17 protein-coding genes are annotated in these 15,756 nt (G+C 55.4%); 9 read left to right on the forward strand and 8 right to left on the reverse strand.

The window, feature by feature from the left end; translation table 11 throughout:
- Position 1 precedes the first annotated feature (1 nt).
- Positions 2–820, reverse strand: a complete 819-nt coding sequence (locus tag ACT3RW_RS16115; protein WP_444614458.1) for a hydroxypyruvate isomerase family protein — start codon at positions 818–820, stop codon at positions 2–4.
- Between the two features lie 663 nt (positions 821–1,483).
- Here ACT3RW_RS16115 and ACT3RW_RS16120 point away from each other — a divergent pair.
- Both ACT3RW_RS16120 and ACT3RW_RS16125 read left to right on the forward strand, forming a co-directional pair.
- Complete coding sequence (locus tag ACT3RW_RS16120) at positions 1,484–3,013, forward strand: NCS1 family nucleobase:cation symporter-1 (protein WP_444614459.1); 1,530 nt, start codon at positions 1,484–1,486, stop codon at positions 3,011–3,013.
- A 7-nt stretch (positions 3,014–3,020) separates the two neighbouring features.
- Complete coding sequence (locus tag ACT3RW_RS16125; RefSeq protein WP_444614460.1) at positions 3,021–3,758, forward strand: aspartate/glutamate racemase family protein; 738 nt, start codon at positions 3,021–3,023, stop codon at positions 3,756–3,758.
- 130 nt (positions 3,759–3,888) lie between these two features.
- On the opposite strand, the gene ACT3RW_RS16130 is transcribed toward ACT3RW_RS16125, so the two are convergent.
- Together ACT3RW_RS16130 and ACT3RW_RS16135 are read right to left on the reverse strand one after the other, a co-directional pair.
- Positions 3,889–4,620 carry a YoaK family protein gene (locus ACT3RW_RS16130; RefSeq protein WP_444614461.1) on the reverse strand — a complete coding sequence of 244 codons (732 nt, stop codon included), beginning with the start codon at positions 4,618–4,620 and terminating at the stop codon, positions 3,889–3,891.
- 386 nt (positions 4,621–5,006) lie between these two features.
- Complete coding sequence (locus tag ACT3RW_RS16135; protein WP_444614462.1) at positions 5,007–5,693, reverse strand: SDR family oxidoreductase; 687 nt, start codon at positions 5,691–5,693, stop codon at positions 5,007–5,009.
- 185 nt (positions 5,694–5,878) lie between these two features.
- On the opposite strand from ACT3RW_RS16135, the gene ACT3RW_RS16140 reads away from it, so the two are divergent.
- Positions 5,879–6,088 carry a hypothetical protein gene (locus tag ACT3RW_RS16140; RefSeq protein ID WP_131089443.1) on the forward strand — a complete coding sequence of 70 codons (210 nt, stop codon included), beginning with the start codon at positions 5,879–5,881 and terminating at the stop codon, positions 6,086–6,088.
- Here the strand turns inward: ACT3RW_RS16140 and ACT3RW_RS16145 are convergent.
- Positions 6,085–6,678 (reverse strand): GNAT family N-acetyltransferase, encoded by a 594-nt coding sequence (locus ACT3RW_RS16145; protein ID WP_444614463.1) that lies wholly within the window; start codon positions 6,676–6,678, stop codon positions 6,085–6,087. The two genes, ACT3RW_RS16140 and ACT3RW_RS16145, sit on opposite strands and share 4 nt — an antisense overlap.
- Before the next feature lie 263 nt (positions 6,679–6,941).
- Between ACT3RW_RS16145 and ACT3RW_RS16150 the strand changes: the two genes are divergently transcribed.
- The 6 genes from ACT3RW_RS16150 (at position 6,942) to ACT3RW_RS16175 (ending at position 13,833) form a co-directional block, all read left to right on the forward strand.
- On the forward strand, positions 6,942–7,928 hold the full coding sequence (locus ACT3RW_RS16150; RefSeq protein WP_444614464.1) for a siderophore ABC transporter substrate-binding protein: 987 nt from the start codon (positions 6,942–6,944) through the stop codon (positions 7,926–7,928).
- Between the two features lie 93 nt (positions 7,929–8,021).
- Entirely contained in the window at positions 8,022–9,002 is a 981-nt protein-coding gene (locus tag ACT3RW_RS16155) for an ABC transporter permease (protein WP_444614465.1), read from the forward strand.
- Complete coding sequence (locus ACT3RW_RS16160) at positions 8,995–10,041, forward strand: iron chelate uptake ABC transporter family permease subunit (RefSeq protein ID WP_444614466.1); 1,047 nt, start codon at positions 8,995–8,997, stop codon at positions 10,039–10,041. Before ACT3RW_RS16155 ends, ACT3RW_RS16160 begins: the two co-directional genes overlap by 8 nt.
- Positions 10,038–10,793 (forward strand): iron ABC transporter ATP-binding protein, encoded by a 756-nt coding sequence (locus ACT3RW_RS16165; RefSeq protein ID WP_444614467.1) that lies wholly within the window; start codon positions 10,038–10,040, stop codon positions 10,791–10,793. Before ACT3RW_RS16160 ends, ACT3RW_RS16165 begins: the two co-directional genes overlap by 4 nt.
- 452 nt (positions 10,794–11,245) lie before the next feature.
- Positions 11,246–12,361 (forward strand): PrpF domain-containing protein, encoded by a 1,116-nt coding sequence (locus ACT3RW_RS16170; RefSeq protein WP_444614468.1) that lies wholly within the window; start codon positions 11,246–11,248, stop codon positions 12,359–12,361.
- A gap of 11 nt (positions 12,362–12,372) precedes the next feature.
- Complete coding sequence (locus ACT3RW_RS16175) at positions 12,373–13,833, forward strand: SLC13 family permease (protein ID WP_444614469.1); 1,461 nt, start codon at positions 12,373–12,375, stop codon at positions 13,831–13,833.
- 75 nt (positions 13,834–13,908) lie between these two features.
- Here ACT3RW_RS16175 and ACT3RW_RS16180 read toward each other — a convergent pair whose 3' ends face one another.
- From ACT3RW_RS16180 to ACT3RW_RS16195, 4 genes are all read right to left on the reverse strand, one after another.
- The gene (locus tag ACT3RW_RS16180; protein ID WP_131089452.1) at positions 13,909–14,169 is read right to left on the reverse strand and encodes a GlsB/YeaQ/YmgE family stress response membrane protein; all 261 of its coding nucleotides are present in this window, start codon (positions 14,167–14,169) and stop codon (positions 13,909–13,911) included.
- A 77-nt stretch (positions 14,170–14,246) separates the two neighbouring features.
- A complete protein-coding gene (locus tag ACT3RW_RS16185; protein WP_444614470.1) occupies positions 14,247–14,831 on the reverse strand; it encodes a hypothetical protein in 585 nt (194 codons plus the stop codon).
- Between the two features lie 2 nt (positions 14,832–14,833).
- Positions 14,834–15,385, reverse strand: coding sequence for a DUF6286 domain-containing protein (locus ACT3RW_RS16190; protein WP_444614471.1), 552 nt, complete (start codon positions 15,383–15,385; stop codon positions 14,834–14,836).
- The gene (locus tag ACT3RW_RS16195; protein WP_131089456.1) at positions 15,382–15,753 is read right to left on the reverse strand and encodes an Asp23/Gls24 family envelope stress response protein; all 372 of its coding nucleotides are present in this window, start codon (positions 15,751–15,753) and stop codon (positions 15,382–15,384) included. Before ACT3RW_RS16195 ends, ACT3RW_RS16190 begins: the two co-directional genes overlap by 4 nt.
- Positions 15,754–15,756: the final 3 nt, after the last annotated feature.

Genomic DNA, 15,756 nt, shown 5'->3' on the forward strand with positions numbered 1-15,756 from the left:
CCTAAAGTGGTGTGGACTCGGAATAGGTCGAAGCTTGGGCGGTGGCCAACCAGTCAAAAGCGGTGCTTGCATCCTGCTTGTATTCCAGTGCAACTTTTCCGGTGTATCCCAGTTCGCGAGAGCGAGCGATCCATTCAAGCAGTGGTAGCTCTCCGGTGCCCGGGGCGCCTCGGCCTGGTGCATCAGCGATCTGAATGTGCCCGAAGTCCTTGGCATGTTCTTCAATGACCGCTGCGACATCATCGCCGTTAACGGCTAGGTGGTAGAAGTCAGCCAAGAGGGCAATATTTGACTGTCCCTGAGCTTGAACCGCCTTGACTACGTTGAGAGCCTGAGCTGCAGTTTTTAGCGGGTAGGTTTCCATGCCGGAGACCGGTTCAATGAGCACGGTTCCATCAACCTTGGCCACCGCGGCGGTTGCAGCCAGGAGGTTGTTCAAGGCCAGCTCATCTTGAGCTTCTGGGGCAACATCTGGCAGTCGGTTTCCATATAGGGCATTAAAGGAAGTGCATCCGGTGGCTTCAGCGATACCAACAACAACGTCGAGGTTGTCCTTGAACTCGGCTTCTCGTCCCACCCAGGAAACTAGGCCTCGGTCTCCATCTGGCATGTCGCCGGCGAAGAAGTTCAGTCCGTCGAGTTGGACTCCGGCGTCCATCAGTGAGGCGACAAATTCATCAACCTGCTGATCCGTGGGCACGGCCTGGGTAAATGGCCACCAGAATTCGACGCTTTCGAAACCCGCCTGACGTGCTGCTGCAGCACGCTGCAACAGTGGCAGTTCAGTAAGAAGAATCGAGCAATTCAGAGTGTAAGACACCGGATTTCCCTCCAAGACCATCCTCCTAAATTTCCGCTTTGTGGAATCTAGGTTTTGCTTTATGAAAACAGTAAGTCTCGACTCGGAGCACTGTCAACCCCTTGAGGAGTAACTTTTACATACTCCTCGATAGCCCGCTGCGGAACGCTTTTGTCCCCGGGAAGGCAAGTAATGATTGCTTCATACACGAAACATGATCGACAGAAACCGGGTCTAGCCAGCCCATTCCCCTGCGCAGAATGGCGAAAGCGTTTCTCAAATATTTCCACTGAGTGAAATCAGGATTTTCTATTGCGGTAACCAAAACGCAAGCCTACAGTTGGTAACCAGTTGATGTGGCACACATCTCGGAGTGACTTTTTCTAACTCAGGAGCAGCCATGAGCGTACGTCTCATAGGGAGTCCAGCTGGCAGGACGTGGGGGCAATTGCCCTCCGCGACTTTGCCAGTAGTAGGCACCCCGTCCGAGTTCTATCGGAACTTCGGACAACCGATCTACCCGTAGCCAAGGCTCTGGTCCAGTATTCGGACCGATGCAATCTCACGCTACAAATAGATCAGCATGCCTCGTGCATGCGCGCTGTAGGTGCAGGCAATCCCCCAGAGATTTCTTTCTTTGCATACCCCTGCCCTCCAGCATTCTTCTGAGAAGAGGACCTCACCATGAGGCAAAACATTTCGGAGCCCGGCTTGGCCGCGCCAGCAGTTGCACTTACACCCAGCCAAGGAATTGATCCTGCCAACCCGCACGAGCTCAGCCCCACCTTGTACAACCAAGATTTGGCACCAACCACCCGCAATGGACGATCGTGGAATGCCTACAGCATCTTCACCCTCTGGGCCAACGACGTTCACTCTCTAGGCAACTACGCCTTTGCTATCGGGCTCTTCGCCTTAGGCATGAGTGCCGGCCAAATTCTTGGCGCACTGGCCATCGGGGCGGCCTTACTCTTTGTCCTCCTTAGCCTCTCCGGCTACATGGGTGAAAAGACCGGCGTTCCCTTCCCTGTCATGAGTCGAATCGCCTTTGGCATCAATGGCGCCCAAATTCCTGCGCTGATTCGTGGAGCAGTGGCTATCGCCTGGTTTGGCATTCAAACCTACCTGGCCTCGCAGGTACTTTCGGTGATGGTCGTTGCCGTCGCCCCAGGCGCTGCAACTCTCGAAGAGTCCAGCTTCCTTGGGCTGAACATGCTCGGGTGGATCTGCTTTGTGGCACTGTGGGCCGTCCAGTTGGTCATTGTCAGCTACGGCATGGAAATGATCCGCAAGTACGAGGCCTTCGCCGGTCCCGTCATCTTGGTAACCTTCTTGGCGCTGGCCATCTGGATGCTCTTCGAATCCGGATTTAACATCTCGCTGAGCACCGGCGAAACCAAAACTGGCGGGCAGATGTGGGCCGCGATGTTTGGTGCCGCCGCCCTATGGGTCTCCATCTACGGAACCTTCGTTCTGAACTTCTGCGACTTCACTCGCGGAGCCTCCTCCAAGCAGGCCATCATCAAGGGCAACTTCTTTGGCATCCCGCTGAACATGTTGTTCTTCGGGGCTATCGTTGTGGTTTTGACCGGCACCCAGTTCTCCATCAATGGCAAGGTCATCACCTCGCCTTCTGATGTTGTCGGGGCCATTCCCAACACCTTCTTATTGTTGCTAGCTTCCGCCGCCTTGCTGGTGCTCACCATTGCGGTAAACCTCATGGCCAACTTTGTGGCACCCACCTACGCGCTAACCAATCTGTTCCCGAAAAAACTGAACTTCCGCAGTGCCGCCATGATCTCAGGAGTTATCGGCCTGGTGATCCTGCCGTGGAATATGTACAACTCTCCGGAAATCATCAATTACTTCCTTGGTGGACTCGGTGCATTGCTTGGCCCACTATTTGGCATCATCATGGCCGACTACTGGCTGATCCGCCGTGCGCGCATCAACGTCATGGATCTGTATCGGACAAATCCGGAAGGAACCTACTACTTCACCCGCGGGGTGAACTACCGCGCGGTGACCGCCCTAGTGATCAGCTCGGCCATCGCTCTGGTCTTGGCCTTTGTTCCTGCACTTCACGTTGTTGGTTCCTTCGCGTGGTTCCTCGGTTCTGGCGCAGGTGCCCTGGCGTACCTTGCCCTAGCTAAGCGACACAACGATCTTGTCGACATTGAAGGTGAGCCTATCGCCGTGGCTCCAACTCACTAGGAGCATCATGCGAATCCTCATTTTGAATGTGAACACCACTGCGTCCATGACCAAGGCCATCGGCGACTCGGCTCGGCAGGTAGCTTCACCGGGCACAGAAATTGTTGAGCTGACTCCGGACTTCGGCGCGGACTCCTGCGAAGGCAACTTTGAAAGCTACCTTGCGGCCATTGCCGTCATGGACAAAGTGGTTCGATATCCAGAACCTTTTGATGCAGTGATCCAAGCTGGCTACGGCGAACATGGACGCGAAGGACTGCAAGAACTCCTTGATGTCCCCGTTGTAGACATCACCGAGGCAGCGGCCTCGACAGCTCAATTCCTGGGCCACAAGTATTCGGTGGTTACCACCTTGGATCGTGCGGTGCCGCTGATTGAAGACCGGCTGAAGCTCGCTGGTCTCACGGATCGCCTCGCCTCGGTGCGCGCCAGCGGGCTGGGTGTTCTTGAACTGGAATCTGACCCACAGCGCGCGGTAGCTGCGATCGTTGAGCAGTCTCGAATCGCAGTGGAAAAGGACAAGGCTGAAGTCATCTGTCTTGGTTGTGGTGGCATGGCCGACCTGGAGGAACAAGTGCGGCAGGCTACCGGTGTGCCGATTGTTGACGGGGTCCGCGCTGCGGTGACTATCGCGGATTCCTTGGTGCGAATGGGGCTGAGCACCTCGAAGGTTCGCACCTACGCTCCCCCACGTCCCAAGGTCCTGACCGGGTGGCCAATCACTGCCAATTCCCTTACCAAGTGAATGCGCAGGAGCATCCCAGTTGGTGCACAGACAGCGCGTTTAGAGTTGTAAGTACCTCATGAAGGTGCGAGTGATGACATAAGGAAACCCCGATGCTTCGGCATCGGGGTTTCCTTTTTGCGTCAGTGGATTACATGGTGTTCACGCTATCCTCAACCAGCTGTTCAGTTTCCTGATCTGCAGCGTATTTGCGTGATGCCTCTCCAACCAACGCCACAGCGATGGCGAGCACACCGGTCACAAGAATTCCCAACCCAATGTGGATCTGCAAGAAGGCGGCACCGGTTGCTGCACCGGCGAGGATCAATACAACCGCCAGCAATCGTCGCTGCCAGAACTTTCCACTGCCACCACCTAGTGGCGAATCAGCGGCAAGGCCGGTCAGGGTTGAAGTCACCACGACCGTGGTGACGTCCTTAACGCCCAGGTGTCGCGCGGTTGCTGCTTGGAGTCCCATCGAGGCGGCAATAAAGCCAGTGATCAACAGTGCCACAACGTCTGATGCTTGGTGAAGGTCTAGGAACAAAGCGAGCGAAGTCAGCGCGAGGCACACACCCACCACAGCGATCAACAGTGTAGTTCGTCGGTTCCAGCCAGCTAGTTCCCGCTTCAAAACGCGACCACCGATCATGGCACCCACAACAAATCCGGCCAGTGCCACAACCGGGCCAACCACGGGAAGATCATCCGCACCCAAAAGCGCCATGCCCAGGATTACTACGTTGCCGGTCATGTTGCCGGTGAAGACCCTGTCCAGTCCGAGGTAACCAACGGCGTCAATGATTCCCGTGGTAAAGGTCAGTGCGAGCATCAACCAGAGATTGATTCGGTCAGGGCCGTGAGTCTTGAACAGGTGAGTCATTCTAATTTTCTTTCGCTACTTCCGGACAGGTTTGGGGAGGCGAGGTTCGCGCCGTCCTTGGCTGCCTTCGCAAAAGTGCAGCTCAGTCACCACCGCATGCAAACTCGAAACTCCTGTTTGCATGCTAATCGTCGGGCTGCACGCGAGACTATTTCGATGACGGGGTACTAAAGACCAGCTAACGTAACAAATCGCGCAGCTGGGTAACGCTGCGAATTCTGCCCGCAAACATGCGTCATATCGTTGCTATCTTCGTTCCTCTCTTCGTAGTTTGCGCTGTGAATACCCAACTTAAACACCAACGGCCGTCGTAGCTCCTGAGAATTCAGGAGTTACGACGACCGTAGGTGTTTTGCCCTCTAAGGATCGCTTGGTGCACCAGCTGCTTAGCTAATGGCCTCGGCAATCGGGGTTGATCCGTCGTAGAAGTTCACGGTCTGGCGAACCGCTGCCTTGGTATCAACTACGTGCGTGATGACCTCTGCGACGTTGTCGCGTGATGCCTTGCCGGTCTCTGAACTGGCCGGAGCACCGTCAATGTTTCCGGACTCATCAGCGATGACCAGCTTCTTAGTGGCTGGTTCAAGGGTCAGTGCGCCTGGACCAAGAATGGTGTATTCCAAGTCAGTGTCTCGAAGTACGGCATCCGCATCATGCTTTGCCTTGGCGTAGGTGTAGAAGGAGTTCTCTGGATCGAGGTTGTCCACATCTACTAATGCGCGGGAGTAGGAAACCATCACGAAGCGGCTGACACCTGCTTGTTTTGCAGCTTCCATCGAACGAACCGCAGCATCAAAGTCCACGGCGACGGTGCGTTCTGGACTGTCGCCACCGGCACCGGCCGAGAAGACAATTGCGTGTGCGCCGGTGAACGCTTCGGTCAGCTCGTCAACATCGGCGTTCTCGATATCAAGCACCACTGGGTTGGCACCGGTCGCGGAGATCTCTTCAGAATGCGCAGGGTTACGGATCAGTGAGTCTACGGCGAAACCGCGCTCGACCAGTTTTGGTGCGGCGAGCAAAGCTACCTTGCCATGGCCACCAATAAGGACTACTCGACGTTCTTCAGACATGTACTACTCCTTCTGATCGTTGATCTCATCGTCTTATTCTGCACAACGACGATGAGTTGTGAACTATTCCCAAGAGGCCACTAAACAGACCCAATCTGATAGTCCGCTCAATACCTGTTTTATTCAATGCTCACCGAGCGTAGCCTCGATGCAGAAAACAAAACCTCAACCTTGGACGAACGCTCATGAAGCAGAAAACCTTAAACCTGGAACTGACCAATGATCAATTCGCCGATCTCACCAACGCTTTAGAAGACCACCGGGATTACTTCAAAAAGCGTGCCGATGAAGCCATGCTCGGAATGAGCCTAGATACCGGCTACTGGAAATCTCGTGCAGAACAAGTTCAAGAAATCCTAGGGCTTGTTATGCACAGCGCACGACAAGATCATTAGCCTCGGTGAGCCGACCATTCGTCAGCAAGCAGCGCGTAGGCATAACTGTCCATCCAGGCCCCGCTGCGATGCAGGCTGTTAGCTTTTTCAAAAGCTTCACGGCGCATGCCTACCCGTTCCATGAGTTTCACCGAGGGTTTGTTGGCTGCGAAGCATTCCGCAACAACTCTGCGTAGCCCCAAATCTTCGAAGCAGATTTCCATGACCTTGAGCACCGCCTCGCTGGCATAACCTTGGCCAGCGAACTGGGGATCAAAGCTCCAGCCGAGTTCGGCTTCCACGGATTTAGTCTGTTCCACAATTTCTCGTTGGCCCCAGGCATCCTTGATGTAAACCATCACGGTTCCAATGAGGCGCAGTTGGCCATCCGGTGTCTGCAGCTCTACTGCGACATCGAGATCGATCTTCCCCGATTCGAGAAATTGCTCTCGGTAAGTCTCAAAGTCGTGAGGTCCGGCAGTGATCCACTGGGTTACTTCTGGCAACTTGCGGTAGCTCCAAGTAGCTTCCAGATCTTGTTCGGTCAGTCGTCGTAAGCGTAGTCTCTCGGTGCGCACGGGCCAATGGATCTGCTCAAGGCTAGGAGTCATGAAGCTATCTTATCCAGTGAAGCCAATTCATGTTTCGTGAAATAGCGAACTGCTACAGCATGTATTTCTCTCGTCTTTCGCAATGAATGTCCGAACTAAGCAAGTACTTAACGTTGTTTACTGTGTTTCACGTGCAACATTCCAAGCAGAAGGGTGCGGATGGCCTGAATCCGACTTGGCTTAATATACTCAGATAAGGCTAAGCTAATTATCAGATCATCCACTCGCGCAACCAATGAAGGTTGTCATAAGAAAAGGACCCTATGGCCTCCATCAAGCTCCGCGCCGCTGCTCTTCTCAGCATCGCTGCCCTGTCCCTCACCGCTTGCGGCTCTTCCACTGATACCGCGGCAGAAGCTAACGCGGATGATGCCAAGAAAGTTTCCTTCACCGACAACGACGGCGAAAAGAACGTCTCCGTACCAGCCACGTCCGTCGTCGCAACCGACAACCGAACTTTCGAAACCCTGGATAGCTGGGGCATCAAGCTCTCCGCCGCAGCCGTCACCCTGATGCCTGACACCATTTCCTACACCAAGGACAAGGACATTCTTGATCTGGGTAGCCACAAGGAACCAAATCTTGAATCAATCGTCACCGTAGACCCGGATCTGATCATCAACGGTCAGCGCTACGCCCAGTATGCAGATAAGTTCAAGGAGTTGGCCCCCGCGGCCACGATCGTTTCGCTAGACCCTCGCGATGGCGAGCCACTGGATGCTGAACTAGAACGCCAGGTCACCACACTGGGCGAGATTTTCACCAAGCAGGACGAGGCCAAAAAGCTTGTTGACCAGTTCGAAGCAGCCCAAAAGCGCGTCGAGGCTGCCTACAACACCGATGACACCGTCATGGGCCTGATCGCTTCGGGGGGCGAGCTTGGCTACTCAGCGCCGAAGACCGGACGCACCGTTGGCCCAATGTTTGATTTCCTCGGCCTGACCCCCGCGCTGGAACTTGAAGACTCCTCCACCGACCACGAAGGTGACGACGTCTCGGTTGAGGCCATCGCCAAGTCCAACCCTGACTGGATCATCGTCATGGACCGCGATGCCGCCGTTGCATCCGATGGCCCTGACTACCAGCCAGCCAAAAAACTACTGGAAGAATCCGAGGCACTGCAGAACGTGACGGCAGCCAAGGAAGGCCAGGTTTTGGTGATGCCAGCAGATACCTACACCAACGAGGGCATCCAGACTTACACCGAATTCCTCAACGAATTCGCTGACGCTCTCGAAGCCGCCAAGTAACATCCAGACACGTCTCAACTCTTTAGTGGCGAAGCCAGAATTCGGCTTCGCCACTAAAGCTGTTTTTCCACCACACTTCTTCACGGCGGCAACATGACAAGCACAATCACCTCGGCGCGAACCCCACCAAGGGTTTTCACCGGCAAACTAACACTGGGCATCCTTGGCGTTTTACTGCTCCTAGCCTTCTCGCTCTTTACCGGCGTGTACGACATTTTTGGCCAAGACGACGGCGCACAGATGTTCGCCATCACACGCATCCCGCGTACCATCGCCTTAGTTTTGGCTGGAGCCGCGATGGCCATGAGCGGCTTGGTCATGCAGCTACTGACCCAAAACCGGTTTGTTGAACCCACCACCACGGGCACCACCGAATGGGCCGGCCTTGGATTACTCACCATGCTGGTGCTGTTTCCGACCGCAAGCCTCCTGGCAAAAATGGGTGTGGCTATCGCCTTCGCTTTCGCCGGAACGATGATCTTTTTCCTCTTCCTCCAACGCGTCTCACTCAAGGCTTCGCTGACGGTGCCAATTGTGGGCATCATGCTCGGTTCGGTTGTCGGTGCGTTCTCAACATTCCTGGCGCTAAGCACCGACAAATTGCAGTCTTTGGGCATCTGGCTGGCCGGTTCATTCACCTCGGTAATCCGCGGCCAATACGAAGTGCTGTGGATCGTTGCTTTCGTGGCCGTAGCGATCTACATCGTGGCCGACCGCTTCACCGTTGCAGGCCTGGGCGAAGAGATCGCAACCAACGTGGGCTTAAACTACCGCCACGTGATGCTCCTTGGTACTGCACTGATCGCAGTAGCAACTGGCGTGGTCACCGTGGTGATTGGCAACCTGCCATTCTTGGGACTGATCGTGCCAAACATTATCTCCATGGTGCGCGGCGATGACCTGCGTAGCAATTTGCCATGGGTCTGCCTGCTGGGCATCGCGATCACCACCGTGTGTGACCTCATCGGCCGCACCATCATCATGCCCTTCGAAGTTCCGGTGTCCCTGATCCTCGGGGTACTCGGTGCGATCGTATTCATCTTCCTTCTGTTGAGGCAGCGCAAAGTTGGCTAATCTCATTTCTTCCCCTGCACTTGCTGCTCCTCATCGAGACCGCTCATCGGGCCCGTTGCCTACCGCCAAGGTGCGCAAACGCTACTGGCTGACCCTGTGGATCCTTGCTGGGCTGGCAGTATTTTTTGCCGTTGGACTCTTGGCTTGGGATAACCCGATGCCGCTGGGATCCACCGGGTTCTGGGTGATCGCGAAGCTTCGCGCCAGCAACATCTTGACCATGGTGATCGTTGCCCTGTGCCAGTCCATTGCCACCGTCGCTTTCCAAACGGTGACCAACAACCGCATCATCACCCCGTCCATCATGGGTTTTGAAGCCTTATACCGTGTGGTGCAAACCGGGGCGGTCTTTGCCTTGGGCGCCGCCGGAGTCACTTTCTTGACCGGGGTCAGCCAGTTCGTTGTGCAGGTCGCCATCATGGTTGGGCTCTCCGTAGCGTTGTACGGCTGGCTGCTCTCGGGCAAGCTCGGCAATATTCAGATCATGTTGCTCGTAGGCATCATCATCGGCACCGGCTTAGGTTCCATTTCTACCTTCATGCAGCGCCTGCTGACACCGAGCGAATTTGATGTACTCACCGCCCGCCTCTTTGGCTCCATGGCCAACGCGGATATGAGCTATATGCCGGTGGCCATCCCGCTGGTCATTATCGCCGGCGGTTACTTGGTGCTGGCTTCCAAGAAGATGAACATCCTGGCCCTAGGCAAAGAAACCACGATCAATCTAGGGATCAATCATCGCCGCGAGGTGATGAAAACATTGTTCTTTGTTTCCATCTTGATGGCTGTGACCACCGCGTTGGTGGGACCTTTGACCTTCCTTGGATTCCTCGTGGCAACGCTGGCTTATCAATTAGCTGACACCTACGACCACCGCTACATCTACCCCATGTCATTCCTCATCGGCTTTGTGGTTTTGGCCGGCGCCTACTTCATCATGAAAAACCTGTTCTACGCCCAAGGCGTGGTGGGCATCATCATCGAAGCCGTTGGCGGCATTACCTTCTTGATCTTCATCCTGCGAAAGGGACGGCTGTGATTACCCTAAAAGAGGTCAGCAAAAAGTACAGCTCCACCGTAGCCATCGGCCCCGTGACGCTCAAGATTCCCACCGGAGGCCTGACCGCGCTGGTCGGTCCCAACGGTGCAGGCAAGTCCACCATGCTCACCATGGTCGGACGTCTACTGGGCATTGATGAAGGAACTATCGAGGTCTCGGGCTACGACGTCACTAAAACCAATTCAAAGGATCTGGCCAAGATCGTGTCGATCCTGCGCCAAGAAAATCACTTTGTCACTCGACTGACTGTTCGACAGTTGGTGGGCTTCGGACGATTCCCACATTCCAAGGGCCGGCTGAATCAGGTGGACGAAGAAATCATTTCGCGGTCCATCGACTTCCTGGACCTTGGTGAGCTGGAAGGGCGCTACCTTGATGAGCTCTCCGGCGGCCAGCGGCAGCGCGCCTACGTTGCCATGGTTCTGGCCCAAGACACCGATACCGTCTTGCTTGATGAACCACTGAATAACTTGGACATGAAACATTCGGTAGTCATGATGCAGCACCTCAAACGTGCTGCGGCAGAACTGAACCGCACCATCGTTATCGTGCTGCACGACATCAACTTCGCCGGGCACTACGCCGACTACATTTGCGCCATGAAACACGGCAAGGTCGTAGAGTTCGGCACCCCGGAGCAGATCATGCAAGATGAAATCCTCACCGAAGTTTTTGAAACCCCGGTGAACGTGATCCCCGGCCCCAACGGACCGCTGGCTGTCTACTACTAAGTCAGAGACACCTGCACTAGACCCACCGTCGCTGGCGCCACGAAATTCGTGGCGCCAGCGACGTCTTTAATAGCGCTTTGCGCACTTCAATATCAAGCGATCGCTGCGGGCACTGAGCCCAGAGGGCTTCGCCTCAACGCCGTGTTAAATTCTTTTCGCAGATTTCACGACGGACCCGTAAGCAACACTTCAATCATTTTCATTTTTGGTTCAATCGCTAAAATCTTCGGACTCAACAAGTTTATTTACCTCAACCATCGACTCGGAATCCTCAGAATCCCTACCCCACATAAGCACAATTCAAGCAAATTAAGCATTGCTACATCCCCTTGAATCTTATGTACGTGGACTTCAAATGTGATCCAGATTATGTTCGTTCAGTAGCCGGATGACGCTTATTCCGGACCGAGTGACCGGGAGCAAAGCGGGCACAACGAGACGTAGGAATGACGATGAACATACAAGCCGAATGGATGCGCGGAGGGACCAGCAAGTGCTGGGTCTTCGAATCCGATCATGCGGAGCAGACAGGGATCAGCCTTGATCTTTTGCTCCCAAAGATCTTCGGAAGCCCAGATTCACGACAGATCGACGGTGTCGGCGGAGCCACCTCCACCACCAGCAAAGCCATCATCCTTAGCCCTTCTACCGATGCAGACGTTGATGTTGAATACACCTTCGCTCAGGTCGGTATCGAAGAGGCCACCGTGGACTGGGGCAGCAACTGCGGGAACTGCTCTGCAGTTGTTGGACTTTATGCCATCGAGCAGGGATGGGTCACCCCCGAAGGCGACGTCACCCGGGTTATCACCCGCAATACCAACACCGGACAGATCATCATTCAGCGGGTAGACACCCCCAACGGCGCCCTGCCAATCGTGCCCCAAGCTCAGATGCCGGGTGTCGCTACTCCCGGCTACAAAGTCGGCCTAGGATTCCGTGATCCAGCAGGCAAGACCACCGGCAGTCTGCTACCAACCGGCAACTCGACCGACACCTTAGATATTGAAGGCCAGAGCTGGAGGGTTTCCATGGTGGACGCTGGAGCACCCGTAGTGGTTGTCCGCGCAGAAGATTTGAGCCTAGATATCAATGACTACGAATCGTGGATGAGCGCCGTTGAACTACAGCTTCCCATCCTTGATAAGGTACGTCGCGAAGCTGCGGTACGCATGGGGCTGGCCACAACACCCGAGCAGGCCGCTCGTGCCATTCCAAAGCTAGCCATCGCCGCAGCCCCACAGGTAGAATCCGGCAGTGATATCAACGTCATGATGCTCTCCATGGGAAAGCCGCATCCCGCCTTAGCTATCACCGGAAGTATTGCACTGACCATCGGTGCCCGCACACCCGGCACGGTTTTGCACAGTATTACCGGGGATCCAACCGGCGCCACACTGAGGCTGCGAACTCCCGCGGGAATCATCGAAACCTGGAGTGAAGAGCGAGAAGGCTCATTGCTCGTCGGAGCAGATCGTACCGCCCGCTCTATCGCCAGTAGCACTATCCACCTCCCCGAGTCCCTCGGCAGCGTTGCCGGGACCGACCTAGCAAGCGCCAGTCGCTAAGGAGAGAGACCATGACTAAAACTGAGCTCGACGTTGCGCCAGTGACTGATCGCAATCACGTTGATTTTCACACCGTTGACCCACGCCGCCAAAAGCGTCGCACCCGTCGTAATATCCTGATTGTTGCCGCCGTAGCCGCCGTGGTTGTACTCATTGCACTCCTGGTTGGCCCTTCAATGGCTAACTCCGCGGCACCGGCCGACCCACAGAGCAGCCTAACTTCTGAACAGATCGTCCCACTGGTAGTCCTCGTGCTGATGTTCATCGTCGCCACCAAGTGGCCGGTGAATATCGGTGTGATGGGTCTGGTTGCTTCCTTTGGCATCGGCTACTTCATGCTCGGCATGGATGACAAAGAAATCTTGGCGGATTTCCCAGCCAGCATTGTGCTGACCATTATCGGCGTCACCTACTTCTTCTCCATGGCTCAGCACAACGGGACCATTGATGTCATCGTGCAAAATTGTGTGCGCCTGGTCCGTGGCAAAACCATGCTGCTTCCATGGGTATTCTTCTTGGTTGCCGCCGCGCTAACTTCGTTGGGAACCTTCTCCCCGGCAGCCGTGGCGCTGCTGGCCCCAGCAGCAATTGGCTTCGCCTACGAATCGCGCATCCACCCGCTGCTCATGGGCGCCTTCATTATCAACGGTGCGCACGCAGGCGGATTCTCACCACTGTCGGTTTCCGGTGTTCTGGTCCATGACATCGCCATGGAAAATGGATTCCCCGTCTCTGCCAACGCACTATTTGTCGCCAGCTTTGCCATCAACCTGATTCTTTCGATTCTCACCGTGATCGTCTTCGCTGCGCTGGGTAAGTTACGTTCCGGTGAAGGTGTGGCACATACGGATGTTGAAGAGTCACGCAGCACCCGTCCGCACGGACAGCAGATCTACACGCTGGTACTCATTGCTGTGATGCTCTTCTGCGCTTTGGTTTTGCGTCTGCCGATCGGCTTTGTCGCACTGAGTGCAGGTCTGCTCTTGGCCTTGCTGAACATCAAGGATCAGCACAAGTTTGTCGCCGGGATTTCCTGGTCCACCGTTCTTTTGGTGGCCGGCATGATCACCTACGTTTCGCTGCTGACGCACATCGGTGTGATTGATACCTTGGCCCATATGGCTTTGGCTTTGGGTGCACCAATCCTCATCGCTTTGGTGCTGTGCTACGTCATCGGTATTGGTTCGGCCTTTGCCTCATCCACCGCACTGCTGGCCGCTTTCATCCCGCTGGCTGGACCACTGTTGTCGGTGAGCTCGTTGAGTGTTTCGGGCACCGTGGCTGCCATCGCCATCTCGGCCACCGTGGTTGATGTTTCCCCGTTCTCCACCGCTGGCGCGCTGGTAGTGGCCAACGTGAAGGAACAAGACCGTCAGCGCACCTACAAGCAGTTGATGATGTACGCAGGTGCTGTGGTCCTTATCGCTCCGGCATTGGCTTGGGCCCTGCTGGTACCAACCGGCATCATGTAGAACTACGCTTCAAGCATTAAATGGCAGTGGGCGCCGATCCAAAAGGATCGGCGCCCACTGCCATTACTTTTTAGCTTAGCGGCGCTTGCCAGTGATGAAGCCCCAAACGATCAATACGATCAGGGAACCACCGATAGCTAGCAGCCAAGTCGAAAGCGACCAGAACTTGTCTACTCCGACGCCGAAAATTGCCGAGCCGATCCAACCGCCGAGCAGTGCACCGACTACGCCAAGGACCAACGTAGCGATCCAGCCGCCACCCTGGTTTCCTGGCTTGATGGCCTTTGCGATGGCGCCGGCAATGAGTCCAAGGATAATCCAACCAATAATGCCCATTTTTTGTTACTCCCCATGTGTTTTTGGCACGACAAACATACCGCTAGTGATTTACTACTTATTATCCGGAAGCCGGCTCAGATGAGCACGATTTTATCCGAATCCTGTTTTTCTGGCTTCTGGAAACTGAACGAAACATGCTTATGTGCAAAGGGCACACCCAGCACCATTTCAAGATCAGGGATGACCCGGCCGTTAACCAGCTCTATTCCTCGATTCGCCGGTGCATCGGCGCGCAAGGTGAATCGCGCATAGAGTACGGGCTGCGTGGCGCTGCCACCGATTTGAACATTCGCATCCACAATTTCTGGTTGCGTTTGAGCGGCGGATTCCACAGCCCTAGCTATTACCGAAGTTTCGATCTCGCTGACTCCCTCGTTGCGCGATTCATATCTGAATTCGTGTGCCGCCGGACGGCGTGGAATGGCGGTGATAATCACGGCCAGTGAAAGCACAATGCCCACGATCCCTACAGCCAATCCCAGTGGCAGTAAGTACTGCTGGTCTATCGGCAAACTGTCACCAATCTGCGCCTGACCAAGATCCTTGATCTTGGGAAAACCAAGCAATGCTGCAGCCAGGCCCAAGCCACCAAGGACCAGCAAGGCCAGTCCGAGGATCGCCAGGATGATTCGCTGGCGCACTACATGTGTTGTCCACATTCTTAGTTCCCTCCTCGCTGCTGGACCGAGACTTTAACCTTGGGCGCCTGTTGCAACGGCAGGCCATCAATCACACTTTGCGCCCGAGTTTGCACGTTCTGCAGAACGCGTTCCACCGAGTGCGCCGGAGTCTGAACACTGACGTGCACCCAGGCCGGCGTGGTCTTTACGCTGGCCCGAGTCACCGAGTCGGTTCGTTCAACCGCGGAGCCCACCAAGGTGGAGATGCCCCGGCACGACATTGCTTGTTCCGATTCCGCTCCAGGATCATCGGTGTCCAACAGGATGCTTTGGCGGCGTCCCGGGATCAGTGCGCAAAGCAGCAGCACGAGGCCGAGCACCGCAAGAACTGCCATGACGCTAACTGCCAGGCTGTCATTGAGGCGCATACCGCTGAGCGTATTCAGAACCTGTTCAGCAGGGCCGGTCCATTGGCCACTAACCAATCGCAGGATGCAGGAAAGCGCGAGGAGAATGCTCACAGTCAACAAGGTGATGAACGTGATCATCAAGGCCAGCGTGCGAGCACTGCGCACGTGCCAGAATCTTCTCATCGCAGTCTCCTGTTCCCTGTGTTTTGATCCGGTGAAGACATCCAACTCACCCGAATGTCGGTCTGGACGTTTTCGACGCCCAGATACTTATAAAGATCCTCGGCGATCATGTCCCGCACGTCTTCGCAGGCTTGTTGGACATTGCTCGGATAACTCAGCCCTAGGTCCAACTCGATGATGACCGCACTTCCGAGCACCTCAGCTTTGGCCTTGGGACGGCTGTCAAAATCTTTGTACTTGCCCAGCCCCAAGATCCCTCCGGCGGCCGAACCAACCACAGGCACCTTGTAGGCGGCCTGAGCGGCGATTTTTGAATAGACGGCCGTATTCACCGTGGTGTTGCCACGGTTTGAGGACAGCTCTGTCATTTG

The organism is Glutamicibacter sp. AOP5-A2-18 (assembly GCF_052446055.1).
GTDB lineage: Bacteria > Actinomycetota > Actinomycetes > Actinomycetales > Micrococcaceae > Glutamicibacter.

Coding starts and splice junctions, on each gene's coding strand:
- ACT3RW_RS16150 (WP_444614464.1), top strand. CDS start 6,942: ATGGCCTCCATCAAGCTCCGCGCCGCTGCTCTTCTCAGCATCGCTGCC.
- ACT3RW_RS16155 (WP_444614465.1), top strand. CDS start 8,022: ATGACAAGCACAATCACCTCGGCGCGAACCCCACCAAGGGTTTTCACC.
- ACT3RW_RS16145 (WP_444614463.1), bottom strand. CDS start 6,678: ATGACTCCTAGCCTTGAGCAGATCCATTGGCCCGTGCGCACCGAGAGA.
- ACT3RW_RS16185 (WP_444614470.1), bottom strand. CDS start 14,831: ATGTGGACAACACATGTAGTGCGCCAGCGAATCATCCTGGCGATCCTC.
- ACT3RW_RS16120 (WP_444614459.1), top strand. CDS start 1,484: ATGAGGCAAAACATTTCGGAGCCCGGCTTGGCCGCGCCAGCAGTTGCA.
- ACT3RW_RS16175 (WP_444614469.1), top strand. CDS start 12,373: ATGACTAAAACTGAGCTCGACGTTGCGCCAGTGACTGATCGCAATCAC.
- ACT3RW_RS16140 (WP_131089443.1), top strand. CDS start 5,879: ATGAAGCAGAAAACCTTAAACCTGGAACTGACCAATGATCAATTCGCC.
- ACT3RW_RS16190 (WP_444614471.1), bottom strand. CDS start 15,385: ATGAGAAGATTCTGGCACGTGCGCAGTGCTCGCACGCTGGCCTTGATG.
- ACT3RW_RS16130 (WP_444614461.1), bottom strand. CDS start 4,620: ATGACTCACCTGTTCAAGACTCACGGCCCTGACCGAATCAATCTCTGG.
- ACT3RW_RS16180 (WP_131089452.1), bottom strand. CDS start 14,169: ATGGGCATTATTGGTTGGATTATCCTTGGACTCATTGCCGGCGCCATC.
- ACT3RW_RS16170 (WP_444614468.1), top strand. CDS start 11,246: ATGAACATACAAGCCGAATGGATGCGCGGAGGGACCAGCAAGTGCTGG.
- ACT3RW_RS16135 (WP_444614462.1), bottom strand. CDS start 5,693: ATGTCTGAAGAACGTCGAGTAGTCCTTATTGGTGGCCATGGCAAGGTA.
- ACT3RW_RS16195 (WP_131089456.1), bottom strand. CDS start 15,753: ATGACAGAGCTGTCCTCAAACCGTGGCAACACCACGGTGAATACGGCC.
- ACT3RW_RS16125 (WP_444614460.1), top strand. CDS start 3,021: ATGCGAATCCTCATTTTGAATGTGAACACCACTGCGTCCATGACCAAG.